General features: G+C 65.3%; 22 protein-coding genes. 5 read left to right on the top strand and 17 right to left on the bottom strand.

Going from position 1 to position 25,107, the window contains the following annotated elements:
• Window positions 1-8 precede the first annotated feature (8 nt).
• The gene (locus tag CHB96_RS04595; protein ID WP_089243499.1) at window positions 9-461 is read right to left on the bottom strand and encodes a GNAT family N-acetyltransferase; all 453 of its coding nucleotides are present in this window, start codon (window positions 459-461) and stop codon (window positions 9-11) included.
• 56 nt (window positions 462-517) lie between these two features.
• On the opposite strand from CHB96_RS04595, the gene CHB96_RS04590 reads away from it, so the two are divergent.
• Genes CHB96_RS04590 through CHB96_RS04580 form a run of 3 tightly spaced genes read left to right on the top strand, consistent with a single transcriptional unit; the run spans window position 518 to window position 4,229 of the window.
• Entirely contained in the window at window positions 518-2,542 is a 2,025-nt protein-coding gene (locus CHB96_RS04590) for an ABC transporter ATP-binding protein (protein ID WP_217899919.1), read from the top strand.
• The gene (locus CHB96_RS04585; RefSeq protein ID WP_089243497.1) at window positions 2,539-3,276 is read left to right on the top strand and encodes an energy-coupling factor transporter transmembrane component T family protein; all 738 of its coding nucleotides are present in this window, start codon (window positions 2,539-2,541) and stop codon (window positions 3,274-3,276) included. Before CHB96_RS04590 ends, CHB96_RS04585 begins: the two co-directional genes overlap by 4 nt.
• 44 nt (window positions 3,277-3,320) lie before the next feature.
• Complete coding sequence (locus CHB96_RS04580; RefSeq protein ID WP_245865228.1) at window positions 3,321-4,229, top strand: ABC transporter substrate-binding protein; 909 nt, start codon at window positions 3,321-3,323, stop codon at window positions 4,227-4,229.
• 3 nt (window positions 4,230-4,232) lie between these two features.
• Here CHB96_RS04580 and CHB96_RS04575 read toward each other — a convergent pair whose 3' ends face one another.
• The 15 genes from CHB96_RS04575 to CHB96_RS04510 all read right to left on the bottom strand — a co-directional run bounded on the left by CHB96_RS04575 (window position 4,233) and on the right by CHB96_RS04510 (window position 21,267).
• Window positions 4,233-5,882, bottom strand: coding sequence for a VWA domain-containing protein (locus CHB96_RS04575; RefSeq protein WP_089243495.1), 1,650 nt, complete (start codon window positions 5,880-5,882; stop codon window positions 4,233-4,235).
• Between the two features lie 57 nt (window positions 5,883-5,939).
• Window positions 5,940-7,571 carry a VWA domain-containing protein gene (locus CHB96_RS04570; RefSeq protein ID WP_176444128.1) on the bottom strand — a complete coding sequence of 544 codons (1,632 nt, stop codon included), beginning with the start codon at window positions 7,569-7,571 and terminating at the stop codon, window positions 5,940-5,942.
• Between the two features lie 101 nt (window positions 7,572-7,672).
• Entirely contained in the window at window positions 7,673-8,107 is a 435-nt protein-coding gene (locus tag CHB96_RS04565; protein WP_089243491.1) for a type II toxin-antitoxin system Rv0910 family toxin, read from the bottom strand.
• 95 nt (window positions 8,108-8,202) lie between these two features.
• On the bottom strand, window positions 8,203-9,843 hold the full coding sequence (locus CHB96_RS04560) for a monocarboxylic acid transporter (RefSeq protein WP_089243489.1): 1,641 nt from the start codon (window positions 9,841-9,843) through the stop codon (window positions 8,203-8,205).
• Complete coding sequence (locus tag CHB96_RS04555; RefSeq protein ID WP_089243889.1) at window positions 9,840-10,139, bottom strand: DUF485 domain-containing protein; 300 nt, start codon at window positions 10,137-10,139, stop codon at window positions 9,840-9,842. Before CHB96_RS04555 ends, CHB96_RS04560 begins: the two co-directional genes overlap by 4 nt.
• A gap of 203 nt (window positions 10,140-10,342) precedes the next feature.
• Window positions 10,343-12,079, bottom strand: a complete 1,737-nt coding sequence (locus CHB96_RS04550; RefSeq protein WP_089243487.1) for a sodium/solute symporter — start codon at window positions 12,077-12,079, stop codon at window positions 10,343-10,345.
• Between the two features lie 16 nt (window positions 12,080-12,095).
• A complete protein-coding gene (locus CHB96_RS04545) occupies window positions 12,096-12,401 on the bottom strand; it encodes a hypothetical protein (protein ID WP_245865268.1) in 306 nt (101 codons plus the stop codon).
• Window positions 12,402-12,454: 53 nt separating this feature from the next.
• Window positions 12,455-13,261 carry a LytR/AlgR family response regulator transcription factor gene (locus tag CHB96_RS04540; protein WP_089243887.1) on the bottom strand — a complete coding sequence of 269 codons (807 nt, stop codon included), beginning with the start codon at window positions 13,259-13,261 and terminating at the stop codon, window positions 12,455-12,457.
• 17 nt (window positions 13,262-13,278) lie between these two features.
• On the bottom strand, window positions 13,279-14,439 hold the full coding sequence (locus tag CHB96_RS04535) for a sensor histidine kinase (protein WP_245865266.1): 1,161 nt from the start codon (window positions 14,437-14,439) through the stop codon (window positions 13,279-13,281).
• 8 nt (window positions 14,440-14,447) lie between these two features.
• Window positions 14,448-14,591 (bottom strand): hypothetical protein, encoded by a 144-nt coding sequence (locus CHB96_RS29565; protein ID WP_176444117.1) that lies wholly within the window; start codon window positions 14,589-14,591, stop codon window positions 14,448-14,450.
• A gap of 5 nt (window positions 14,592-14,596) precedes the next feature.
• The gene (locus CHB96_RS04530; protein ID WP_442978055.1) at window positions 14,597-15,742 is read right to left on the bottom strand and encodes a lipase family protein; all 1,146 of its coding nucleotides are present in this window, start codon (window positions 15,740-15,742) and stop codon (window positions 14,597-14,599) included.
• A 29-nt stretch (window positions 15,743-15,771) separates the two neighbouring features.
• Window positions 15,772-17,409, bottom strand: coding sequence for a Na+/H+ antiporter (locus CHB96_RS04525; protein WP_089243479.1), 1,638 nt, complete (start codon window positions 17,407-17,409; stop codon window positions 15,772-15,774).
• Window positions 17,410-17,490: 81 nt separating this feature from the next.
• Window positions 17,491-17,679: an antitoxin gene (locus tag CHB96_RS04520; RefSeq protein WP_089243477.1), complete on the bottom strand. Its 189-nt coding sequence runs from the start codon at window positions 17,677-17,679 to the stop codon at window positions 17,491-17,493.
• A 42-nt stretch (window positions 17,680-17,721) separates the two neighbouring features.
• The gene (locus CHB96_RS04515; RefSeq protein ID WP_089243475.1) at window positions 17,722-20,142 is read right to left on the bottom strand and encodes an HAD-IC family P-type ATPase; all 2,421 of its coding nucleotides are present in this window, start codon (window positions 20,140-20,142) and stop codon (window positions 17,722-17,724) included.
• 24 nt (window positions 20,143-20,166) lie between these two features.
• Entirely contained in the window at window positions 20,167-21,267 is a 1,101-nt protein-coding gene (locus CHB96_RS04510; RefSeq protein WP_089243885.1) for an MBL fold metallo-hydrolase, read from the bottom strand.
• Between the two features lie 196 nt (window positions 21,268-21,463).
• Between CHB96_RS04510 and htpG the strand changes: the two genes are divergently transcribed.
• Complete coding sequence (htpG, locus tag CHB96_RS04505) at window positions 21,464-23,389, top strand: molecular chaperone HtpG (RefSeq protein WP_089243473.1); 1,926 nt, start codon at window positions 21,464-21,466, stop codon at window positions 23,387-23,389.
• Between the two features lie 37 nt (window positions 23,390-23,426).
• Here the strand turns inward: htpG and CHB96_RS04500 are convergent, their stop codons facing one another.
• Window positions 23,427-24,032 (bottom strand): TetR/AcrR family transcriptional regulator, encoded by a 606-nt coding sequence (locus tag CHB96_RS04500; protein WP_089243471.1) that lies wholly within the window; start codon window positions 24,030-24,032, stop codon window positions 23,427-23,429.
• A 93-nt stretch (window positions 24,033-24,125) separates the two neighbouring features.
• Between CHB96_RS04500 and CHB96_RS04495 the strand changes: the two genes are divergently transcribed.
• Window positions 24,126-25,088 carry a hypothetical protein gene (locus CHB96_RS04495; protein WP_089243469.1) on the top strand — a complete coding sequence of 321 codons (963 nt, stop codon included), beginning with the start codon at window positions 24,126-24,128 and terminating at the stop codon, window positions 25,086-25,088.
• Window positions 25,089-25,107 lie beyond the last annotated feature (19 nt).

Genomic DNA, 25,107 nt, shown 5'->3' with positions numbered 1-25,107 from the left:
CTCGTCGGTCACAGGGTTCGTGCGTAGCAGAGCGACGTCGGCTCCGCTGCGTACGGCCCGAACGCGTCGATCTGTGAATAGCCTTCGCGTTCGTAGAACCTGACGGCATCGGGTTGACCCGATCCCGTTTCCAGCTTGAGGACGCGGATCCCCCGGATGCGCGCCCACGTCTCGAGCTCGCGGAGGATGGCGACAGCAGCGCCTCCTCCGCGCTCGGCGGGGATGACGTACATGCGCTTGATCTCTGCTTCGCCGTCGCCGAGCAAGCGAAGTGCGCCACACCCGATTCCGACCGTATCGTCGTCGCGCGCGACGACGAAGACCGCGATGTCGTCGGCGCTCGGCGCGACGCCCGGTTCGTGACTGCTGTTGCCGTACCGCGCATCCAGTTCGGCTCGTTGAGCCGCACGCAATTGGGCGCCGACGGGCGTGTCCCAGTTTTCTTCGTCCACGGTGATCACTGCTGACGCCTCTCTCGTTGTGCAGAGTCTATGCCGCTTGCTGGCACACTGAACAAGTGAGCGAGAACCCCCGTGTCCGAGACAGGCCGTCGGTACTGACGCCTGCCGAGTTGGCCACGGCAGCGGTCATGAGCAGCTTCTCCGTTGCGTTGTCCGTCGTCGCGATGGTCGTGCCCCTGGCGACCGCATTGCAGATCGTGGCCGCGGTGCCGATGGCGGTCGTGGCGCAGCGTCACCGCACGCGAGCGCTCGTATCGGCAGCGGTCGCGGGCACGCTCGTCGCGTTCGTCGCGGCAGGCACGACGACGGCCATCACGGTGGCGACGTCGGCACTGCTCGGCGGCATGGTCGGGCGGGCGAAGCGTCGAGGGCACGGCCTGTTGTCGGTCCTGGGTACCGCGTCGATCGTCGGTCCTGCCCTCGGATTGCTCACCGTTCTCGTGCTCTGGATTCTGACACCGCTCCGAACGCTGTTTCTTCGGACGATCGAGAACACCATCGAAGGCGTCGCGCGGCTGATGTCGCGAACCGATGTTCTCGTGTCGACGGCCGACGTCGTACGGTCGAGCGTCGGCGCCGTGATCGACAACTGGTGGTGGTGGATCCTCGGCACGATGAGCATCAGCATCATCGGCGCTGCCCTGTTCACGTGGCTCATTCTCGGGGCCGTTCTCGACCGGCTCGCGACCATTCCCGTCGTCGACCATCTGCCTTCAGGCGGTGACGGTGAGATCGGCCCGCTTCCGATTCGTTTGCACGACATCCGTTTTCGATACGACGGTGCGCACGTCGATGCGTTGCACGCTATCGATCTGACCATCGACTACGGGGAGTTCGTGGCCGTCGTCGGGCACAACGGGTCCGGAAAGTCCACGCTCGCCAGAATCCTGGCCGGCCGAACGCCCACGTCGGGCACCGTCGAACGCCCAGGCATCGCCGGTCTCGGGCAGGTGGGTGGCACAGCCGTCGTGCTTCAACGCCCGGAAAGCCAGATCCTCGGAAGCCGAGTCGCCGACGACGTCGTCTGGGGTCTCGCGCCCGATGCCGACACCGACGTCGAGGCCATTCTCACGGAGGTCGGTCTCGCCGGAATGGGTCCACGTGAAACCGCGTCGCTGTCGGGCGGAGAGATGCAACGACTCGCAGTGGCCGCGGCGCTGGCCAGACGCCCCGCGTTGCTCATAGCCGACGAAGCGACGTCGATGGTCGACGCCGACGGCCGAGCCAGCCTCGTCGCGTTGCTGGCCGGTCTACCGAAGCGTCATCGAATGTCGGTTGTCCTTGTCACGCACCAGGAATCGGAGACGACCGCTGCGGACCGCGTCGTACATCTCGACGGCGGCAGACAGGTCGAGCACACCCCCGGATGGATGCGTGCCCGCTACCTCGACGACACGACCACCTTCCGCGCCGGCGCACCGCTGCTGAATCTCAGCGACGTCGAACACACCTACAACCGCCGCACACCGTGGTCGCAGAAAGCCCTCAACGGCCTCGACCTCACCGTGCGACAAGGTGACGGCATTCTCGTTCTGGGCGGCAACGGATCCGGAAAGTCCACGCTTGCTTGGATTCTCGCCGGATTGACAACCCCCTCGACCGGAACCGCGATGTTCGACGGGTCGCCGATCTCCCGCGACGTCGGCGCCGTAGGTCTCGCATTCCAGCATTCGCGTCTGCAACTCCAACGCCGGACCGTGTCCGAGGACATCGAAGCCGCCGGTGGCCCCGAAGTCGGTTCCGCACACGTGGCCTACGCGATGGACGCCGTTGGCCTCGACCGCATACTGGCGGGACGCGACATCGACTCGCTGAGCGGCGGGCAGATGCGTCGCGTCGTGATCGCCGGCCTCATCGTGAACAAACCCCGAATCCTGGTGCTCGACGAGCCACTCGCCGGCCTCGACCCACCGGGCCGCACCGAGATCATCGGAGTACTCGGCACTCTTCGGCATCGTGGAATCGCGATCGTCGTCATCTCCCACGACGTCGATGGCATGGACCGGGTCTGTGACAGGACGATCGTGCTGGGCGGCGGGCGCATCGTGTCCGACGAATCGAGAAGAGGAGTGTCGTCGTGACAACCGTTGTACTGCGTCAGGTTCCGCGGTCGTCGCCGATCCATCGCCTGTGGGCCGGAACCAAACTGATCTGCGTCCTGATGCTCAGCATTCTGTTGGTGGTCGCGCCGACGTGGCCTGCGATCGGTGTCATCGTGGGGTTGCTCGTCGTGACCGCGGTCGTCGCGCACGTGCCGCCGACGGCGATTCCTCGTCCGCCGATCTGGATCTGGGGACTGTTCCTGATCGGCGCGCTGATCAACGCCCCACTCGGGTTCGATGCGGTGCTGCTGTTCCTCCGTGCGACCGTGTTCGCATTCGTCCTGTTGGGTGCGTCGATGATGCTCGGCTGGACCACGTCCATGAGCGATATCGCACCCGCCGTCGCGGTGCTCGGCTACCCGCTGAAGAAGCTGAGACTGCCGGTCGACGAGTGGGCGGCCACCGTCGCATTGTGTCTGCGTTCGCTTCCACTGCTGATCGAAGAGATGCGCGTCATGATGGCCGCACGTCGACTGCGACCTAAATCGGTGCTGAACAGCGCTGCCGACAATTCGATCGTGGACCTCGTCACCGCGACGATGTCCATCGCGATCCGCCGCGCCACCGAGATGGGAGAGGCCATCACCGCTCGCGGCGGAACCGGCCAGATCACCGCGTACCCTGCTCGCCCCCGTCTGCCCGACGCCATCGCCCTCGGGATCGTCGTGTTGTGTTGTGTCGCAGGCATCGTCCTCACGATCATGCTGGGCTGACGCTTCCCGTTGCCGAATCGCGACGCGTCGTGCATCATCACGGCGTGCCCCACAATCGCCGCGCTCTGTCCGCCGCGCGTGCGAGCGCTGCCCTGATCACCGCCGTCATCGCAGCATCCTGCGCAACGGCGGACACCACCCCGGTCGCCGAGCAGCCATCCGAAACACCCGCGTTCACGAAGATCCCACCGACGTCGGCGGTGTCGACGTGTGGTCCAGGATCGGGTGCGACGCTGACCGACGGCGTACTGACGATCGCGACCGACGACCCGGCGTATTCGCCGTGGTTCGCCGACGACGATCCTTCCAACGGACGCGGATTCGAAGGAGCCACGGCACGCGAGATCTCACAGCGACTCGGCTACGGCGAAGACCAGGTTCGATTCGTGCGCACACCGTTCGCCGACGCGCTGGCGCCCGGCCCGAAGCCCTTCGACTTCGACATCAACCAGTTCACCATTCTCGGCGAGCGCCGCGAGAACGTCGACCTGTCGTCGCCGTATTACGCTGTCGCGCAGGCCGTCGTGGCCATGGCGGACACGCCTGCTGCCGCAGCGACCGACCTCGCCGGGATCCGGAGTGCCAGGATCGGCGCGCAGGCCAATTCCACCAGCTTGCAGTCCATTTCGGCCACCATCGGGGCGGCACCGACGGAATTCGACACCACCGACGACGCCAAGTCCGCATTGCAGAACGGCGATGTCGACGCCATCGTCGTCGATTTCCCGACGGCATTCCAGATCACGTCGTCGGATGTCCCGGGAAGTGTTGTGGTCGGCCAGTTTCCGCAGCCGAACGAAGTCACCGAATTCTTCGGAGTAGTGCTCGAGAAGAACAGTCCGATGACACCGTGCGTCAACGGTGCCATCGATTCGATGTACGCCGACGGAACAGCCGACGAGCTTGCACAGACCTGGCTGGGCAACATCACCGGCGCCCGGGTACTCGAATAGGGACTACTCCCCGCCGATGCGCTCGGTGCGTGAGTTGAGAGCCTTGACGAACACCTCCGGGATGTCGCGCGGATCCTCGGCGATGTAGCTCGTGCCGCCCGTGGCGGCTGAAATCTTCTGTAGAGCAACGGGATCGGCATCGGTAGTGATTCCTACGGTCACGATCACGACAGGCCGAACCGGATCCTGCTCGCGTTGCAGAGTGGCGATCAGGTCGTCGAGGCTCGGACTCCCGGCGTCCTCGTTGGCACCGTCGGTGAGAATGATGACGCTGTTGACGAAATTGGGGTCATATCCTTCCTTGACTCGGCGGAACGCGGCGAGAGTGGTGTCGTACAAACCGGTTCCGCCACCGACGAGTGACGGCATCGTGCGGATCGCAGACAGAATCGCCTCGCGCTGCGGCAGGCCGTTCACGAAGTTGGTCACCGGACCCAACGGCACCAGTTCGCGGAAATCCTGACCGTTGCCGCCGAGGTTGATGGAAAACGCCCACAACCCCATCTCGGTTCGGTCGCTGAACAGCGAATTCGCGCCGAGGCTGGCATCGACGGTCAAGGCGATACGCGTCGAATCACCGGATTGTGCTGCCATGGAACCGGATACGTCTTCGACGACCAACGTGCGCAAAGGCAGAGCGAGAACTGCCCAGTCTCGCAACGTCGTTTCGATCGCCAGCGGATTCTTCAGTTCGAGCGAGGCGACGGATCCGACGCCTTTGCCGTCGGGCAGCGCGGTTCCGTTGGCCTGGCGGAACCCCGCGGCCGACAATGCGTCCGTGGCAACGGTTCCGGACAGCACCGACGACAGCGACGCACCGGCGTCCTTGACGCGGTCGTACTCGAGGCCCGCGGCCGCCGTGACCGCCAGCGGATAGTTCAGGAAGTAGCTTCCGGTCGGCGGCACCGATGCGGTCAACGGCGCAGCATCGTGCGCGGCGTTGTATGCCTCCAGACTCTGCTCGGTGGAGACGCTGCTGCCGCCGTCGGACGCCACCTGTGCCACGAGGTCCGCGACGTCGTGGGGCGTATCGGCGATGCGCCCGAAGTCCTGGGCCATCGGAACCAACGCCGCAGATACCGCATTGGCGTCGGAGATGGCGACCTCCGATTCGGCGAGCGCCCCGAGAATCGACGCCAACGACGCGCTGCTCGTGAGAGGGTCACCGATCCGCTGACCCTGCGTCTGCAACACCTGAAGCCACGTGGCTGCAGGCGCGGTCGAGGCATCCGGAGTGACGACGACCGGCAACGTGTTCGCGACGGACGACTTCGCCAGCTCGGGCAGAGCACCCGTGGAACGCAGCGTCTTGAGCAGCCACAACGTGGAGTCCGGGATCCACAGATCGGGACGGTTCTCGTTGGCCCCGGCCAGTTCCGCCGCGGTATCGGTGGGCGCCTCGGCGCGGATCTCGAAGTCGGCGCACCCTCGCGCGACGTCGTCGGTCTGCGCGAGGACGTCGGTGATCACCGGGGCGATCGTCGGATCGACGGCAACGGAGACCGTCTCGACGCCGTCACATCCAGCGGAGCTCGCTCGTACCGCCTGAACGCCGAAGTAGCCGCCGACGACGACAACCACGGCGACGACGACGATGGCACCCCACCTGTAGGCGGGATTCGCACGCGTCCCTGTTCCGTGGCGCCCCGACATTCTCCGTAGTCCCCCAACCAGTCAGTAGCAAACGGCTCACCCAACCTAGCCGCTGAATCAGCGACCGGACCTGCTTTTGAGAGCATTCACAAACACGTTGGGGATCTCGGCGGGATTTCGCGCGAGGAAGCTCGTACCGCCGGTGGCCGCCGAGATCTGTTGGAGAACTCCGGCGTCGGCGTCGTCGGTGATGCCGATGGTCACGACAATGACCGGCTTCGTCGGGTCCTGCTCGGCACGCAGGGTGGACAACAGTTCGTCGAGCGAGATGCTGCCGTCGTCTTCGTTCGATCCGTCGGTCAGGATGATGACGCTGTTGATGTAGTCGGGGTCGTATCCGTCCTTGACGGTCCGGAACGCGGCCAGCGTGGTGTCGTAGAGTCCGGTGCCTCCGCCGACGAGGCCGGGAAGAGCCCGCGTCTGCTGCAGCAGGAGATCGCGCTGGGACGTGCCGTTCACGTTCTCGTCGAGGCGCCGGATGGGAACGAGCTCCCGGTAGTCCTGACTTCCTCCGCCGAGTCCGATGGAGAACGCCCACAGTCCGAGAGCAGCGTTGTCGGGAAAGAGCCTGTTCCCGGTTTCGCTCGCCTGCACGGTCAGCCCGATGCGAGTGTCGGCGCCCGCGCTGTAGCCCATCGACCCGGACACGTCTTCCATGACGAGCGTGCGCGACGGCAGCGCCAGGACCTGGTAGCGCTGCAACGTTGCTTCGGCCGTCTGCTGGTCCGCGATGGTCAACGTTGTGACATCACCCAAACCGCGGCCGTCGCTGAGCGAAGTCCCCTCGGGCGCTCGAAAGCCGGCGTCGGACAATGCGGACAGCCCGGGCTCCGATGCCAACACGTCGGCGACGGCACGACCGACCGCCTTGGCGCTGTCGTGTCGTTCACCTGCGGGCTCGGTGACGGCCAACGGGAAGTTGAGGAAGAAGCTGCCGGTGGGAGGAGCCGTCGCCCCGAGTTCGGTGCCGGTGTCCTTCTGGTACTCGATGAGCGACTGCTCGGAGACCACCGCGACACCGCCGTCGGCCGACATCTCGTCGAGCCGAACGACGGGATCCGCTTCCCCACGGGTAGCTGCCTGCGCCTGCGCGATGGGCACGAGCGCGGCGGACACCGAGTCGACCGCGTCGGCGTCGCTCCCCGCTTCGGCCAACGCACCCAGGATCGCCGCGTCGGAGATCGTGTTGCTGAGCGGATTTCCGATCCGCAGTCCTTTGAGCTGCAACGCGGTGAGCCAGGTGTCGAAGAACGGAACCTCGTCCCGACGTGCGGCGATCACCGCCGGGGTACTCGCCACCGACTGACTGGCCAGATCGACGAGGGCGCCCGTCGCGCGCACGGTCTTGCCGACCCACAGCGACGAATCCGGAATCCACAACGCCGGCGCGTCCGAGCCCTTCGACACCGCGGCCGACGCGTCGGCGGAGTCCGTGGCCGTGACCTCGACGGAGCCGCATCCGAGTTCGTCGGCCGACTTGCCGTCGAGCACGCTGGAGACGACGTCGGCAATCGCCGGATCCGCTGCCAGGGTGAACGTCGACGGGTCGGGGCAGTCCGAACCGAAGGCCTTCTGCGCAGCGAAGACGCCGCCGCCGATCACGAGGAGGGCCACGACTGCGACGACCCCGTATTTCACGAGTCCCGTCGACCGGGGCGCGCTACTCGGTGCGCTGTGTCTTCCTGGCATTGCGGAACCTCTCCGTAGTGAGCGAGAGGCAGACTCCCGCTGTGCGGTTGGCGGCGGTAGTGCTCAGCTGCTCCGGGGTGGGTGGTTGGTGGGTGCGACTCCTATGAGTACAGGGACTCGAAGGTCTTCAGCGACTTCTCGATGTCACCCTTCAACGCACGCGCGACGCCCGATCCGATCGGCCCGAACAGCGGGGCGCCACCGAGATCGATGTCGAGACTCAGATCGGATCCCCCGCTCTTGCCCGGTGCGACGGACAGTACGAGGCCGATCTTCACCCCGCCCTTCCCACTTCCTTTGAGTTTCAACTTCTTCGGCGGGTCGTAGCTCTCGATGGTCCAGCGAACCCGATTACGCATGCCTTTGACGCTGGCCACACTGTCGAGAGTCGTTCCGGCAGAGAGTTGTTCGGGGAGCTCACCGCGCCACGCCTCGTGAATGGACAACCACTTGTCGTACTCCGAGAGGTCGGACGCATGTGCCCACGTCGATTCGGGGTCGAGGGGGACGTTGACGGAAACCTTCAGCTTGGCCACGCAGGGATAGTAACCACACGCACCGAACCGCCCGTGTGAGGTATGACTCGCACGGGCGGTCGGTCCTGTGACAGTTCCCAGTCAGGGCGGTCGGTTCAGTGTGCGGAGGCCTTCTCCGCGCCGATGCCGGTCAGCGATCGAACTTCCATCTCGGCCTGCTTCGCCTTGTCTTCGTTGTCCTTCGACAGCAGAGTTCCGACGATGCCGAGCACGAAGGCCAGAGGGATGGACACGATGCCCGGGTTGGACAACGGGAACCACGCGAAGTCGGAGCCGGGGATCATCGACGTCTTCGATCCGGAGACGGCCGGTGAGAACACGATGAGCACGAGCGTCGAGATCAGGCCGCCGTACATGCTGCACAGTGCGCCGGTGGTGTTGAAGCGACGCCAGAACAGCGAGTAGACGATGGTCGGCAGGTTCGCGGCCGCGGCGACGGCGAATGCCAGCGCGACGAGGAACGCGATGTTCTGCCCGTTCGCGAGGATGCCGAGTCCGATCGCGAGGATTCCGATCACCACTGCCGTGATGCGCGAGACCTTGACCTGCTTCTTCTCGTCGACGTCGCCCTTCTTGATCACCGACGCGTAGATGTCGTGTGCGAACGACGCCGACGCGGTGATCGTCAGGCCTGCGACGACGGCGAGGATCGTCGCGAACGCAACCGCCGAGATCACACCGAGCAGCACGACGCCGCCGAGTTCGAACGCGAGAAGCGGTGCAGCAGAGTTCTGCCCACCTGCCGACGCGAGGATGCGATCCGGTCCGACGATCGCCGCGGCACCGTAGCCGAGCACGAGAGTGAAGAGGTAGAACGCACCGATGAGCGCGATGGCCCAGACGACGCTTCGACGAGCTTCCTTGGCCGTCGGCACGGTGTAGAAGCGCATGAGAACGTGTGGGAGACCGGCAGTTCCGAGCACCAGTGCGATACCGAGCGACAGGAAGTTGAGCTTGCTCATGTTGCTGCCGCCGTACTGAGCACCGGGCTCGAGCACGTTGGTCGCTGCAACTGTTTCGCTTGCCGAACCGGAGATCGTCTCCTGAGCGCTACCGAGCAGCTCGGACAGGTTGAAGCCGAACTTCGCGAGCACCAGCACCGTCATGAACAGTGCACCGGCGATGAGCAGGACGGCCTTGATGATCTGCACCCATGTGGTGCCCTTCATGCCGCCGACGAGGACGTAGACGATCATCAGGACGCCGACGACGGCGATGACGATGGATTGTCCTGTGCGATCGGAGATGTCGAGCAGCAGAGCGACGAGCCCACCCGCGCCTGCCATCTGCGCGAGGAGGTAGAACAGCGACACCGTGAGCGTCGACAGCGCTGCGGCAGTACGCACGGGGCGCTGCTTGAGACGGAAGCTCAGCACGTCGGCCATCGTGAATTTACCTGTGTTGCGGAGCAATTCGGCGACGAGCAACAGTGCCACGAGCCACGCGACGAGGAAGCCGATGGAGTACAGGAAGCCGTCGTAACCGTAGACGGCGATGGCTCCCGCGATGCCGAGGAAGCTGGCCGCGGAGAGGTAGTCACCGGCAATCGCGACGCCGTTCTGTGGTCCGGAGAAGCCACCACCCGCGGTGAAGAACTCCGACGCCGTCGCGTTCTTCTTCGACGCGCGGATGACGACGAACATCGTGACGGCGACGAAGGCACCGAAGATCGCGATGTTGACGAGGGGTTCGCCGACGGTGGTGTCGGCAGTTTGGGCGAGAAACGTGCCGCTCATGCCTTGGCCTCCTGGGATGCGATCATCTCGTTGCGGAGCGCCTCGGCGCGCGGGTCGAGTTCACGGTTCGCGAATTTCACGTAGATGCCCGTGATCGCGAAGGTCGTGACGAACTGCCCGAGACCGAGGAGAAGGCCGACGTTGATGTTGCCCCACACCGGGGTGGACATGAAGTCGTGTGCGTAGTTGCTCAGCAGCACGTAGACGATGTACCAGATCAGGAAGAACGCGGTCATCGGAAAGACGAAGCTGCGCAGGCGTCGTCGCAGTTCCTGGAACTCCGGGCTGGCTTGCATGTCGACGAACGCCTGTGCGTCCGGGGGTGTCGTGTCCGGTCGTGTCACCTTCGTTGCTCCCTCTTCTACTCGTCACGGGCTGTGACTCGGAACTGAGAGATGACGGTAGTGAGAGGCGCGTCACAAGAGAATGCAGTGGCGCCGATCACACGGCAAACTGCTCGACCGTGCGACGAGCGGTCGCCGGGCGACGGTGAACGGGCTTACAACTCGCGCTCTCGGTCGCGTCCCATATCGAGCCGTTCGGGGGCGTGCAGCCTCGTGAAGATACGGCCGACGTCGGCGGGAACGGACCTCGCCGTCAGCTTGCTGACGGCGATCATCAGCACGAACGCGAGCGGAACACTGACGGCCGCCGGATACCCCAGAATCGCGGCAGGCCAGCCGGACCACACGGCGTCGGACACTCCGAACACCGACAGCGACGCGGCGGTCAGCGACACGAGACCACCGCCGACCAGACCCGCTGCAGCACCGGCGGCCGTCAGCCCACGCCACCAGATCCCCAGAACGAGCAGCGGACACAACGTCGACGCGGCGACCGCGAAGACGAGGCCGACCGTGCGTGAAAGATCGAGCGAGACCACCCCGAGCGACAACGCCAGGGGAACGATGCCTGCGAGGATCGCCGCGACCCGGAAGTCACGTACTCGGCCGCGCAGCACATCGGTACTGAGGACTCCGGCGATGCTGACGAGCAGGCCCGACGACGTCGACAGGAACGCCGCGATCGCACCCGCCGCGACGACGGCAGCGAGCAGCTGGCCACCTACACCCGACAGCACCGAGCCCGGTAGCAGCAGCACGGCCGCATCCGACGTGCCGGTGATGGACAGCTGCGGTACGTAGAGCCTCGCGAACACACCGAGCAGCGTCGGGAACAGATAGAACATCCCGAGCAGACCCAGGACCGTCAGCGACGTGAGCCGCGCAGCGCGGCCGTCGGGGTTCGTGTAGAAGCGGACGAGCACGTGTGGAAGTCCCAGCGTGCCGAGGAACGTCGCGAGGATCAGCGAGTAGACCTGATACAGCGGGTGTGTGCCGCCCAGCCCCCAGCCGGGCTGGGCCCACTGCCGATCCGTCGTCGGCGATCCCGCGACGACGGGGACGGGCGAATCGGCATCGAGAACGAGCGTCGTGCCGTCGCCGAGTTCGTGGGTGCCCTCGTCGAGAGTGATGCGCCCGTCGGCGGACTGCTCGTCGACGGTGCCGCGCACGGTCACCTCGATCGGCGAATTCACTTGAACCAGAACGTCGGTGCTGATCTCGACGGTCGTCTCACGGTCGACGGTCGGCGGCGCAGGGCTGCCGACCACACGATCGTCGGCATAGAAGTGCACTGCGAGGACGACGGCGGGCACCGCGACGGCCGTCAGCTTGAGCCAGTACTGGAACGCCTGCACGAAGGTGATCGACCGCATCCCACCGCCGACGACGTTCGCGATGACGATGAGTCCGACGACTGCCGCGCCGACCCAACTGGGCACACCGAGCAGAATGTTCAGTGTCAGGCCTGCGCCCTGGAACTGCGGCACCAGATACAACGCACAGATGATGACGACGACGAACATCGCGAGCGTGCGTAGACGCCGTGAGCCGAGCCGGAACTCCGCGAAATCGGGAACGGTGTACGCGCCGCTGCGCCTGAGCGGGGCCGCGACGAACAGCAAGAGGCCGAGGTAGCCCGCGGTGAACCCGATCGGATACCACAGCGCGTCGGCGCCGTATTTCGCGATGAGTCCGGCGACACCGAGAAACGAAGCGGCCGAAAGGTATTCACCGGAGATCGCGGCGGCGTTCCAGCGCGGTCCGACGCTACGCGACGCGACGAGGAAGTCCGACGTCGTGCGCGCCAGGCGCACTCCGTAGACGCCGATCGCGACGGTGGCGACAGCGGCGAGCACCAGCGCCGCCACCGTCACCCACGGCACGGTGTCCATGTCAGTCGCCGTCCATCTAGTCGTCCACGAGGTCGACGAACTCGTGCTCGTTGCGCTCGGCCTGCCGCACGTACACCCATCCGACGAACAGCAGCAGCGGATAGACCGCGACACCCAGCACGAGCCACGGCAACCGGATGCCGAACAGGGTGGCGTCGGAGAACGCCGGGACGACGAGCGAGACGAGCGGAATGGCGAACAGCACGGCCAACGTCAGCAGCGCCAACCGAATCGACAGCAGCAGCTGTGCGCGAATCAGGCCACGGACCATGGCGTCGCCGACCTCGGTCTGCTCCTGCACCTCGACGCGTGTCCGAACCATCCGCGCCCCGCGCCGACCGGCGAGAACGACGCGTTCTCGCTTGCGCGGGCCGGTCACCGACTCGACCAGGACTGCAGCGGGCCGCGGACCAACCGGTCCTTGAGTTCACGTGTGTGTCGTCGGCTGACCGGTAGTTCGACGGCAGGCAGGTCGCCGTCGGCACGCAGGCACACCACCAGACCCGAACCGACGGTGCGTATTCCGGTCACGAGCGTCAGCGACACCAGGTACGAGCGATGCACTCGAAGGAAACCACTACTCCCCCAACGGCTTTCGAGCGTCGAGATCGGAATTCGCACGAGATGCGAACCCGACGTGGTGTGCAGTCGCGCGTAATCGCCTTCTGCCTCCACCCACCCGACGGTCGACCGCCCGACGAGCGTCGTGGTTCCGCCGAGCTCGACGGGGATGATCTCGTCGGATGAGGCCGACTCCGGAGCCTCGGCTCGCTTGCCGGACGCGATGATTCGGCGCAGCGACTCCGTCAGGCGTTCTTCGCGAAGCGGCTTCAGCAGGTAGTCGACGGCACCGAGATCGAATGCCGCGACGGCACGATCGTCGTGTGCCGTCACGAACACCACGGCCGGTGGACGGCTGAAGTTCGCGAGAATGCCCGCCAACTCCATGCCGTCGAGGCCGGGCATGTTGATATCGAGGAACACGGCGTCGACCGCAGGCGCCTGCGGTCCGACGGGGTGCTGCAACCGTCGTAGCGCGGTTGTCGCGTCGGAGGCGGTGTCGACCTGTGCGACGCACTCCTGCCTGCTCAGAAGGTAGGCGAGTTCGTCGAGGGCAGGCTTCTCGTCGTCGACAGCAAGCACCACCAGAGCAGTCGACGACGGGTTGTCCACGGACCTCATCGTGCCAGATGCCCCCGTCATGCTCGGATACCTGCCCGAAACTTCGGAACTCGCATGCTGACCTTCGTTCCCGCGCCCGGCGCGGTGTCGACGACGAGTCCGTAGTCGTTGCCGAATGCGGCACGCAACCGGTCGTCGACATTGGACAGTCCGACGTGGGCGCCTTCGTCGACGGTCAGCGAACCCGAGCGGAGAATGTCCGGGTCCATGCCGACGCCGTCGTCCTCGACGCTGATGAGGCAGTCGGTCCCCTCATCGGCCGCGACGATCGTGATGGTGCCGCCGCCTGCCCGCCCGGACAGACCGTGACGCACCGCGTTCTCGACGAGCGGCTGCAGGGCGAGAAACGGCAGGACCACGCTCAGCACCTCGGGCGCGACCTGCACCGTGACCTGCAACGAATCTCCGAACCGAGCCCGTTCGAGCGTCAGGTAGCGGTCGATGTTGCGTAATTCGTCCGCCAGCACGGTGAACTCACCCGCGGTCCGGAACGAATAGCGGGTGAAGTCCGCGAACTCGAGCACCAGTTCGCGTGCCCTGTCCGGATCGGTGCGCACGAACGACGCGATCGTTCCGAGTGCGTTGTAGATGAAATGCGGGCTGATCTGGGCACGCAGTGCACGCACTTCGGCGCGATCGAGACGCGCGCGCGACGCGTCGAGCTCGGCGAGTTCGATCTGCCCACATGCGTACCGGGCGACTTCCGAGATCGCCCCGAGCATGCCGGGTCCCGGCACGGACGTCGTCACGGCACCGAGAACGCCCACGACACCGACGTCCTCGATCAGCAACGGTTGGGCGATGACCGCGCGAACCGGGTGGTCGGCGCCGAGCGGATACGACAGCAGTACGCGTCGCTCCCCCTCGCTCGCGCGCGCCGACGCGTCCAGAAACGCGGCGGCCAGTTCGTCGTGCGGGCCGTTCCACGTCAGGAGTGTGCCGTCGGCGTCGGCGATCCCGAGCGCATCGCTGCCGGTCAGGGCGCGCAGATACGGTGCTGCCTCGGACGCGGATTCGAAGTTCAGGCCTCCGCGCAACGGTCGTGCCGCCAACGAAGCCGTATGCAGCGTCGAGTGGACGGCACGTTCCTCGGGTGTCGTCAGTGCTCGACGGCCACGGAAACTGATCAGTGCGATCACCGCGACCGCGCACGCCAGGATGACGGCGAACCAGACGATCGCAGAACTCACTCGGGCTGCCGCTCGGACTTCCTCACGAACCACGACGGCTCGCCGCGGCTGGTGCGCTCGGTGGCGTCGGGAAGTGCCATGCACAACGCACGCACCATGTCGAGTACCGCCGCGGCCTCCGGCGTCGGTCGATCCACCATGGTCCTCACCCTCCTGAGCAGGTGTTCGGCGCGGGCACGGCCGCGAACCGGTCGGTCAGCCACGACACCCCGAACGGGATCGCGGCTTGGTCGGAATGACCTTGCCCCGGCTCCCGCCTGACTTCGACGACGTCGCCCATCGAGCATGCCCTGGCAATGGCGTCCTGTGTCCACTTCGGGTCGATCAACTGATCCTGCTCGCCCACGAGCGCCGCCAGCGGAACCGTCGTCGACGCACGGGGAAGCGCGACGGACTGCAGCCACTCCTCCATGCGCACGCGCGAGGTTTCGGTGCTCGGGGCGGAATCGTTCGACGTCAGAAGCGTCGCGGCCTCGGCCTTCTGCACTCCGAGCAGATCGGTACAGGCGGTGAGTGCGCGTTGTTCGCTACTCAGCACGCCTCGGACGTACTCGGATCCATCCACGTCGGGCTCCCGATACTGCAGACCGTTCACGAGGAACGGCGTCAGCAGCGACTGCGGCAACGTCGGTGTCGCGCCGACACGGTACATCGGGCTCAGATCCAACACCGGGGACAGCCCCACTGCGCCGACGAGGTCGAGCCCGTCCCGATAGTCTGCCCGCTCCGCAGCCGACCAGACAGCTTGTCCGCCTTGCGAATTGCCGATCGCACCCCACCGCGTTCCGGCCTCGGGTACGACGGCACGCGCGGCACGAACCGCGTCGACGACGTTGTAGGCCGCCGCGTCGGGATCCAGGTACGGGTGCGGCCCGCCGGTTCCGATGCCCTCGTAGTCGGTGACGGTGACGACCATGCCTCGTTCGAGGAACGGCGAGACGATTCCGATGGCTCCCAACAGATTCGGATACAACGAGGGCGCGCATTCGTCGGTCACCCCGGTGGTCCCGTGTCCGACGGACACGATCGGCCAGCCGCCCTCCGGCGGTTCGCCTTTCGGTACGAACACCACGCCGGACACCTCGGTGCCTCTGGTTCCGTCGGCCGACGTGGACCGATAGACGACGCGCGTCGCGGTGGCACCGAGAACACGCACCGCAAAATCCAAGTGGCCCATGGGTGTAGACGACACGAGTGCACCCCGCTCGTCACCGGTGGGCGCGGGCGATGCCGGCGGTGGCGTCGGCTGCGTCGTGTCCGCGTGTGGCTGAGCACAACTCGTCAGAACCAGGGCGGTGACGCACGCTACTACCGCGCGCCTCACCGGATGCGCCGTTCGATCCGCGCCTGCGCTGCAGCCTCTTCGACATCCAGACCGTCGAGAATCTCGCGTAACACTTCGTCGTCGAGCTCACCGGAGTCACGCGCCTTGACGAGCGCGTTCCGCTGCGCGACCAAGACGTTTCGGCGCAGAGTGTCGAACAGGGCACCTGCGGCGGCGATACGTTCCTCCTTGTCCTCGGTTTCCTCGGCGTCCAGACGGGCGCGCACGGAGCGACGCACTCTCTCCAGCACGGCATCGACCGCTTCCTTGCTCGCACCGGGAACACCGTGTGCCGCAGCGTCGGTCAGGCAGGATTCTGCGGCGGAGCGGGAGATAGCCCGGGCAAGGGTGTGCTGCTCGTCGGTCTGTTGTTGCTCCAGCGGGTCGGCGACGTCGAGGCGCCGAATCAACAACGGTAGCGTCAGGCCCTGGATCAGCAAGGTGCCGACGGCGACGACGAACGCAACCGCCTGAATGACGGCTCGGCCGGGGAACACATCGCCCGCGACGGTCGCGAGCGGCACACCGGACGCGGCAGCGAGGGTGACGACCCCGCGCATCCCTGCCCACGACAGCACCAGGTTCTGTTTCCACGTCAATCCGAGTGCATCGGTCTTCTCGGAGTTGCTTCTTCTCAATGCTTTTCGGACCACTGTGCGCCGACCCGTGTTGACGAAGATCCACGCGGGCCGCACTGCGATCACGACGACCAGAATCAGCAGCGCGTACGCGAAGATGTGCAGCACCGGCAGACCGTTGCGCTCGACTTCACGAATGACGGATTTCAGCTGAAGGCCCATGTACGCGAACACGAATGCCTCGAGAAGCAGATCGAGCGTCGGCCAGACCTGCCGTTCCTGGATACGCGTCGTGACCGGGACGTCGGCGGTGACTCGGCCGAGCACGAAACCGGCGGTCACGACCGCGAGCACGCCCGACGCGTGGATCTCCTCGGCAGCGAGGTACGCGGTGAACGGCAGGACGAGTCCGAGCACGGTTTCGAGTGCCGAGTCCTGGATGCGTGAACGCACGAAGCGAACGACTCTCGACAGAATGAGCCCGACCAGAACGCCGCCGACGATCTCGTACAGAAAGAACAGGACCGGCGAATCGATCGCGATCTTCTTACCGGTGACCGACGCGACGGCGAGTGTGAACAGTGTCAGCGCGGCCGCGTCGTTGACGAGGCTTTCGCCCGTGAGGATGGCCATCATGCGCGACGGCAGGCCGAGCTTGCGGCCGACGGCGACAGCAGCCACCGCGTCGGGAGGTGCGACGACGGCACCGAGGACCAGCGCTGCACCGAGTGTCAGCTCGGGTACCAGCCAGTTCGCGAAGTATCCGACGGCCAGCGTCGTGACGACGACCATGACGATTCCCAGCCGCAGGATGTGGCCGAGGTTCTTACGGAAGCTGACGAACGAGAAGTCGAGAGCCGCCGAGTACAGCAACGGCGGCAGAACGACCCCGAGGATGAGTTCGGGTGCCAGCGTCACGTGCGGGACGCCGGGGATGAACGACGCGATGGACCCGACCGTCACCAGCACCAACGGGACCTGCAGGTCGAGACGCTTCGCGAAACCGGCCACCGCGACAGCGGCAATCACCACGAGTAGAAGAATCGGTCCGTCCACACGTAGATGATGCGCTACCGCGCCTGTGCGTGCGTAGTTGGTCGTGGGACCAACTATGCACGCACAGGCGGCGCAGCCGCACTACTTGTCCGGAATTGCCTTCTTGGCTGCGTCCTGGACCTTGTCGACCTTGTCGGCGTACTTGCCGCCGGTCTTGTTGTCGATGAAGTCGCCTGCCTTGTCGACCGCGTCCTCGATCTTGTCCGAGTTCTCGGCGGCGGCCTTCTTGCCCTTGTCGACGAGACCCTTCAGATTGTCTGCGAAACCCATGATCGCTCCATCTCGTACGTGGTTGTGTCCGACTTCGAAAGCTTACTGCGCACTGCCCGCGACAGGCATCGCACCGAAGAGACGTCGCTTCTCGCCGTGCAGGGCGGCACTGATCCACCACGCCGCTTCCACAGCGACGATTCCGACGGCACCGATGACGATGGCCGTCGTCGTCATCGCAATGTTCGACGGGTCGAGTTTGAAGAACGTCCGGCAGAACGGGATCGTGAACAGCAACAGGTAGCCGAGCACGGAACCGGCGAGCAGCACGATCTTCCACCACACGTAGGGCCTCGCGACGACGGCGAGCACCCACACCGCGATCATGATCAGCGTGATCAGGGCCGTCGTACTGGCTTGTGTGACTTGGGCTTCCGTCGCGTTCGGGCCCTGGTAGGCCAGGAGGTACGACACGAACGTCGCGGTGCCGACTATCAGTCCCGACGGCACGGCGAGTCGCATGACGCGGGGAACGAATCCGGTGCGGGCGCGTTCGTTGTTGGGCGCCAACGACAGAACGAATGCCGGGATGCCGATCGTGAACCACGCCGCGATGGTCACGTGCCGCGGCAGGAACGGATACGGCAACGGTTCGAAGTGGAACACCTGCGACAGCACACCCGAGATGCCGATCAGGAAGGCCAGCAGCACGGAGTAGACGGTCTTGGTGAGGAACAGATTCGAGACGCGTTCGATGTTGCCGATGACACGTCGGCCTTCACCGACGACGTACGGAAGCGTCGCGAACTTGTTGTCCAGCAACACGATCTGCGCGACGGCTCGCGTCGCCGCACTTCCCGAGCCCATCGCGACGCCGATATCGGCGTCCTTCAGAGCGAGGACGTCGTTGACGCCGTCGCCCGTCATCGCGACGGTGTGGCCTCGCGACTGCAGAGCCCCGACCATCTGACGCTTCTGATCCGGTCGGACGCGACCGAAAGTGGTGGAGTTCTCCACCGTGTCGGCCAACTGATCCGTGTCTTCGGGCAGGGTACGTGCGTCGATCGGGCTGCCGGCGAGACCGAGCGAGCCCGCGACCGCGCCGACGGACACCGCGTTGTCGCCGGAGATGACCTTGACCGCAACGGACTGGCTCGCGAAGTAGTCGAGCGTCGAGCGGGCGTCGGTGCGTACCTTCTGTTCGAGCACCACCAGCGCACGCGGCGTGACGACCCCGGGCGCCGAGTCGTCGTCGACGGGTAGGTCGCTGCTGGCGAGCAGCAGCACGCGCAAACCGGCCGAACCGACCTCCTCTGCCTGACGTGCGATGTCGGATTCGGGCTCGAGCAGCACGTCGGGTGCGCCGAGCAACCAGTTGCCATGCTCGCCGTACGACAGCCCACTCCACTTCTTGGCGGAGGAGAACGGTGCGACAGCGGTCTCGGTCCAGTTCGGGTCGTCGGGAAACGCTTCGGCGATCGCGAGCACGCTGGCGTTGGGCCGAGGGTCGTCGTGCGCAAGGGCTGCGAGTACCTGTGCCATGAGGGCACCGTCGCCGTCCTCCACGACGCGCAGTTCGGACAGACGCATGCCGTTCTCGGTGAGCGTTCCGGTCTTGTCAGCGCAGACCACGTCGACGCGCGCGAGCCCTTCGATCGCGGGCAGTTCCTGCACGAGGCACTGACGCTGCCCGAGCCTGATCACACCCACGGCGAACGCGATCGACGTCATCAGCACCAGGCCTTCGGGAACCATCGGCACGAGAGCTGCGACCATACCGTTGAGCGCCGGGCCGAGCGACTGACCGCTCGAGAACAACTGGTTGTAGATGATCAGCGCACCCGCCGGAATCATCAGGTAGGTGATGAACTTCAGAATCTTGTCGATACCGCTGCGCAGCTCGGAATGCACGAGCGTGAACTTGCTGGCTTCCTCGGCGAGCCGAGCGGCATAGGCGTCGCGACCGACCTTCGTCGCCCGGTACGCGCCGCTGCCCGACACGACGAAGCTGCCGGAAAGCACTTGTGCGCCAGTGGTTTTGTGAACGGCATCGGCTTCGCCGGTCAACAGCGATTCGTCGACTTCGAGGCTTGCCGTCTCGATGATCTCCCCGTCGACGACGATCTGATCACCGGGACCGAGTTCGATGACGTCGCCGAGCACGACCTCGTCGGGCGCGACTTCTCGCGCCACGCCGTCGCGTCGTACCACGGGTTTGCTCTGGCCGACGATGGCCAGCTCGTCGAGCGTCTTCTTCGCACGGATTTCCTGGATGATGCCGATGCCGCTGTTCGCGACGATCAGCAGGCCGAACATGCCGTCGACGATCGATCCGGTCGACAACACGATCAGTAGCAACACTCCCAGAATCGCGTTGATTCGCGTGAAGACGTTGCCTCGGACGATGTCCTTGACAGACCGGCTCGCGCGAGCCGGAACGTCGTTCGATTTCCCCTCGGACCGAAGCTGCGCGACCTGCGCCTCGGTGAGCCCCGATTCCCTCTTGTCCATCTCGACCGACATGGTGGCTAGCCTAATCGGGTCGGGTCACCCGAGCCGCGCCCACCAACGATCGTCGGCGACGCCATGCGCGACGTCGATGCGCTGCCCCGGCATCGGCACAGCCGTCGTGACTCCTACTTCTTCGGCTGCGGCCTTCAACCGGACGATCGGCTCCGACCACGGATGGAACGCGAGGTTGAACGTGGCCCAGTGCACCGGAACGAACACGTTGCCGCGCAGATCGAGATGCGCACGGACCGCTTCCTCGGGATTCATGTGGATGTCGGCCCAGCGTGGGTCATAGGCACCGACCGGCAGCAGCGTCAGGTCGAACGGCCCGTACTTCTCACCGATCTCGGTGAACTTGGCGGTGTATCCGGTGTCGCCGCCGAAGAACACACGATGCTGTGGGCCGGCGAAGGCCCACGACGCCCACTGCGTCAGATCGCGTTTCAGGCCTCGACCGGAGAAGTGCCTGGCCTCGGTGCACGTGACGGTCAGGCCGGCGATCTCGGTCTGTTCGTCCCAGTCGAGCTCGACGATGCGGCTCTCCGGAACACGCCAACGCCGCAGGTGCGCACCGATTCCGATCGGCACGACGAACGGCGCGTCCTGCAGGCTCGCCAGCTGTTGAATGGTCGCCTTGTCGAGGTGGTCGTAGTGGTCGTGCGAGATGACGATCGCATCGACTGCCGGAAGCGCGCGCAGCGGCAGCGGCGTCGGGTGCAGCCGTGCCGGTCCGAGAGTGCGCGACGGCGAGACGCGGTTGCTCCACACCGGATCGGCCAGAATCCGCCGACCGTCCAACTCGATCAGGACCGAGGAGTGTCCGTACCAGGTGACGGCCGTTTCGCCGGCATCGGCAGGGGCGATCGTCGGCGCAATGGGAACGGGTCGCTGAGGCTTGCCGAGGGCACGGCGCTTGCGGAACGACGTCAGAATCGACTCGTCACTGCCACCGGTGAACGACGAACTGGGCTCGGTGTTGTGGAACCGCCGGTCCCGGTAGCGACTGGAGTTCGCGGCGTACGGCGCGATCTTGGCGGTACCGGCACCCAGCTGCGTCGGCAATCCCCACGCGGCACGCGTCAACCATGCGGCTGCAGCGACGCCCAACGCGATCGGCACGATCGATTTGCTACTCACGCCGACCACAGTAGGTCAGTCCGGGACTCGAGGGCGTGGTCACGACGCAGGTCCGCGCGTGCGAGGCGCTGACGTGGACCGACGCGGACTCGGTGTTCTCCGACGGCGTAACGCGACTCTGCGTGGTCCGGGCTCCGCGGCACGGAAGTAGAATTCGGGCCGTCGCTTTTGCTCTGAAAGGAGATCGCACCCAGTCATGACCACCGAACAGCGGGAATTTCAGGCCGAGACGCGCCAGCTCTTGGACCTGATGGTTCACTCGATCTACTCCAACAAGGACAGCTTCCTTCGCGAGCTGATCTCCAACGCGTCCGACGCGCTCGACAAGCTGCGTCTCGAGTCCTACCGGGACAAGGATCTCGATGTCGACGTCTCCGACCTCCACATCGAGTTGGACATCGACAAAGAGGTCCGCACACTGACCATCCGTGACAACGGCATCGGCATGTCGCGCGACGAGGTCATCGATCTCATCGGCACGCTCGCCAAGTCCGGTACCGCGGAGGTCCGCAAGAAGCTCAAGGAAGCCAAGGACGCCGCCGCGTCGGAGGAGCTGATCGGCCAGTTCGGCATCGGCTTCTACTCCACGTTCATGGTGGCCGACAAGGTCACACTGCTCACCCGTAAAGCGGGCGAGAGCGCGGCGACGCGATGGGAATCGTCCGGCGAGGGCACCTACGAGATCTCCGACGTCGACGACGCCCCGCAGGGCAGCTCGATCACGCTGCATCTCAAGCCGACCGACGAAGAGGATCACCTCTACGACTACGCGTCGGAATCGAAGATCAAGCAGCTCGTCAAGAAGTACTCGGACTTCATCGCGTGGCCGATCCGCATCGACGTCGAGAAGCGCGTCAAGTCAACGGACGAGGACGGCGAGGACACCGTCACGATCGAGACGGAAACCGTCAACTCGCAGAAGGCCCTGTGGACTCGCCCCAAGGACGAAGTGTCCGAGGAGGAGTACAAGGAGTTCTACAAGCACGTCAGCCATGCGTGGGACGAGCCGCTCGAGGTCATCCCGTTCAAGGCCGAGGGCACGTTCGAATACCAAGCGCTGCTGTTCATTCCGTCGCAGGCACCGTTCGATCTGTTCATGCGCGAGGGCAAGACCGGCGTGCACCTGTACGTCAAGCGCGTCTTCATCATGGACGACTGCGAAGAACTCATGCCCGAATACCTGCGCTTCGTCAAGGGTGTCGTCGACGCACAGGATCTCTCGCTCAATGTTTCACGTGAAATCCTGCAGCAGGACAGGCAGATTCGCGCGATCCGTCGCCGGCTGACTCGCAAGGTCCTCTCGACGATCAAGGAACTGCAGACCGAGAACGCCGAGAAGTACAGCACGTTCTGGTCGCAGTTCGGCAAGGCGCTCAAGGAAGGCCTGATCGCCGACAACGACAACCGCGAGACCATCCTCGGGCTGTCGTCGTTCGAGTCGACTCACTCCGAGTCCGGCGTCACGACGCTCGCCGAATACGTCGACCGCATGAAGGACGGCCAGGAGCAGATCTACTACATGACGGGCGAAAGCCGTCAGCAGATCGAAAGCTCCCCGCACATGGAGGCTTTCAAGGCTCGTGGCCTCGAGGTTCTTCTGCTCACCGACTCGGTCGACGAGGTGTGGGTCGGCAACGTCCCCGACTTCGACGGCAAGGCATTCCAGTCCATCTCGAAGGGCGAGGTCGACCTCGACACCGAGGAAGAGAAGAAGGAAGCCGAGTCCAAGCGCGAAGAGCAGGACAAGGAGTTCGAGGGCCTGCTGACATGGATGACCGAGACCCTCGCCGAGGACGTCAAGGAAGTTCGCCTGTCCTCACGCCTGACCACGTCGCCCGCATGCGTCGTCGGTGACGAGTTCAGCTTCTCCCCGCAGCTCGAGAAGATGTACAAGGCGTCGGGCCAGTTCGTTCCGACATCCAAGCGCATCCTCGAACTGAACCCGACCCACGACCTCGTGACCGGGCTCAAGAAGGCACGGGAAGAGCGCAGCGAGGACGCATCCTTGGCCGAGACGGCCGAATTGCTCTACGCCACGGCACTTCTCGCCGAGGGCACCGAGCTGAAGGATCCGGCCAAGTTCTCACGTCTGCTGGCGGATCGGTTGACGCGGACGGTGTAGGGGGCTTCGCCCCATGTGCACGGAAATACGTAGCCCGCTATGTATTTCCGTGCACATGCTCGGCGAAGCCGAGCTTGTCCAGCGCGGCGAGATACGCGTCCGCGTCGAAGTCCGGCACCAGTGCCGACTGCAGGATGTACCCCTGGCACAGCCCGACGATGATGGGCGCGACCGCACGGGCGCGCTCGTCGGCATCGTCGAAACCCTTGTCCGCGAACCACACTCGTAGGTAGCGCTCGTACAACCCGCGTAGCTCGAGCACCACGGGAATCACCGTCGACGTCTCGCGCGGCTCTGCCGCAGCCGCCGCCCATATCTGCACCAGAATGCTCGGATTCCCGACGTCGCGCGTCATCCCGGCCAGGAACATGCGAATGACGGCCTGCGGCGGAGGTAGCGGATCCTGCTTCTCCAACCCGTCGAGGTCCTCCGACCGGCTTTTCAAGACGTCCCGCGTCACCGACAGGATCAGGTCCTGCTTGTTCTTGAAATAGCTGTAGATCGCCCCTGCGGACAGACCGGACTCGGCGATGATGTCCGACATCGACGTCCGCTCGAATCCAGCGCGCGAAAAGCATCGCATCGCTGCGTCGATGATCTGTCGCCGACGCTCTTCGCGGTGATCTTCGCTGACTTTGGGCATCCGCCCATATTAAAAACGAAGGCTCGTTCTTGACAACCGGCCCGTACGAGCGTTTTATAAAGAACGATTATTCGTTTTATTTAGGAGCCGACCATGAAGCCCACCACCTGGCCACGTGCCGTCGCCATCGCACTTGCCGGCGCGGCGGCGCTCGCCGTCGTCGTCCTCGCGTTCCTGTGGCCATCCGTCACGTCGAAGGTCCACGAGATTCCTGTCGCCGTCGTCGGCGATTCACCTGCTCTGACCAGCCAGTTGTCCGAGACGTTCGACGTCAGCACCGTCCCCGATCGTGCTACGGCCGTCGCGCAGATCGAGGCACGCGAGGTCTACGGCGCCGTGATTTCCGGACCCACGCCAGAGGTGCTGACCGCCTCCGCGAACGGAACCGTCGTCAGCCAGGTGTTCTCGGGTGTCGCATCGAAGCTCGGTACGACGGTGACCGACATCGTTCCACTGGCATCGACGGATGCCCGCGGCGCAGGCCTGTCGGCGATGGGATTTCCGCTGGTGATCGGCGGAATCGTGGGCGGCGTGATCATCTCCATGCTCGTGAAGGGCGCGGGGCGACGACTGCTCGCCACCGCGATCTACGGCGTCGGCGCCGGGATCGTCGTCGCCGCGATCACGCAGGGATGGTTCGGAATGCTCCAAGGTGCCGTTGTCCCGAACGTGGCTGCCGCCGGTTTGTCGGTGCTGGCAGTGAGCGCACTGATCGTCGGACTGACGTCGATCATCGGCCCTGCAGGCATCGGCGTCGCGGCCATCCTGATGATGTTCATCGGAAATCAGATCTCGGGAGCCGCGCAGCCGTGGCAGTTCCTCCCGCGGCCCTGGGGCGTCGTCGGACAGTTCTTCCCGCCTGGAGCGGGCGCGACGCTGCTACGGAATCTGTCGTACTTCCCGAACGCCGCTACTGCTCAGTCGTGGCTGGTGCTGGCCGCGTGGGTCGCGGCGGGCGTCGCATTCATGGCGATCGGGCACCGCAGAATGCAGGCCTCGACGCGTTCGGTGGTGCGCGCCTCGTCCGTCGACGAGCCGGAGCGTGTTGCACTATAGGCACCTACGGCCTATGTGC

It is taken from the genome of Rhodococcoides kyotonense (genome assembly GCF_900188125.1).
In the GTDB taxonomy this organism is placed as follows: Bacteria; Actinomycetota; Actinomycetes; order Mycobacteriales; family Mycobacteriaceae; genus Rhodococcoides; species Rhodococcoides kyotonense.
Note: the sequence above shows the minus strand (reverse complement) of the source record. Positions and strands in the feature narration are given on the sequence as shown.

Excerpts from the sequence above, each read along its gene's own strand:
- CHB96_RS04575 (WP_089243495.1), bottom strand. The coding sequence starts at position 5,882 with ATGTCGGGGCGCCACGGAACAGGGACGCGTGCGAATCCCGCCTACAGG.
- CHB96_RS04570 (WP_176444128.1), bottom strand. The coding sequence starts at position 7,571 with ATGCCAGGAAGACACAGCGCACCGAGTAGCGCGCCCCGGTCGACGGGA.
- CHB96_RS04560 (WP_089243489.1), bottom strand. The coding sequence starts at position 9,843 with ATGAGCGGCACGTTTCTCGCCCAAACTGCCGACACCACCGTCGGCGAA.
- CHB96_RS04555 (WP_089243889.1), bottom strand. The coding sequence starts at position 10,139 with ATGCAAGCCAGCCCGGAGTTCCAGGAACTGCGACGACGCCTGCGCAGC.
- CHB96_RS04550 (WP_089243487.1), bottom strand. The coding sequence starts at position 12,079 with ATGGACACCGTGCCGTGGGTGACGGTGGCGGCGCTGGTGCTCGCCGCT.
- CHB96_RS04545 (WP_245865268.1), bottom strand. The coding sequence starts at position 12,401 with ATGGTTCGGACACGCGTCGAGGTGCAGGAGCAGACCGAGGTCGGCGAC.
- CHB96_RS04540 (WP_089243887.1), bottom strand. The coding sequence starts at position 13,261 with ATGAGGTCCGTGGACAACCCGTCGTCGACTGCTCTGGTGGTGCTTGCT.
- CHB96_RS29565 (WP_176444117.1), bottom strand. The coding sequence starts at position 14,591 with ATGGTGGATCGACCGACGCCGGAGGCCGCGGCGGTACTCGACATGGTG.
- CHB96_RS04520 (WP_089243477.1), bottom strand. The coding sequence starts at position 17,679 with ATGGGTTTCGCAGACAATCTGAAGGGTCTCGTCGACAAGGGCAAGAAG.
- CHB96_RS04515 (WP_089243475.1), bottom strand. The coding sequence starts at position 20,142 with ATGTCGGTCGAGATGGACAAGAGGGAATCGGGGCTCACCGAGGCGCAG.
- htpG (WP_089243473.1), top strand. The coding sequence starts at position 21,464 with ATGACCACCGAACAGCGGGAATTTCAGGCCGAGACGCGCCAGCTCTTG.
- CHB96_RS04500 (WP_089243471.1), bottom strand. The coding sequence starts at position 24,032 with ATGCCCAAAGTCAGCGAAGATCACCGCGAAGAGCGTCGGCGACAGATC.
- CHB96_RS04495 (WP_089243469.1), top strand. The coding sequence starts at position 24,126 with ATGAAGCCCACCACCTGGCCACGTGCCGTCGCCATCGCACTTGCCGGC.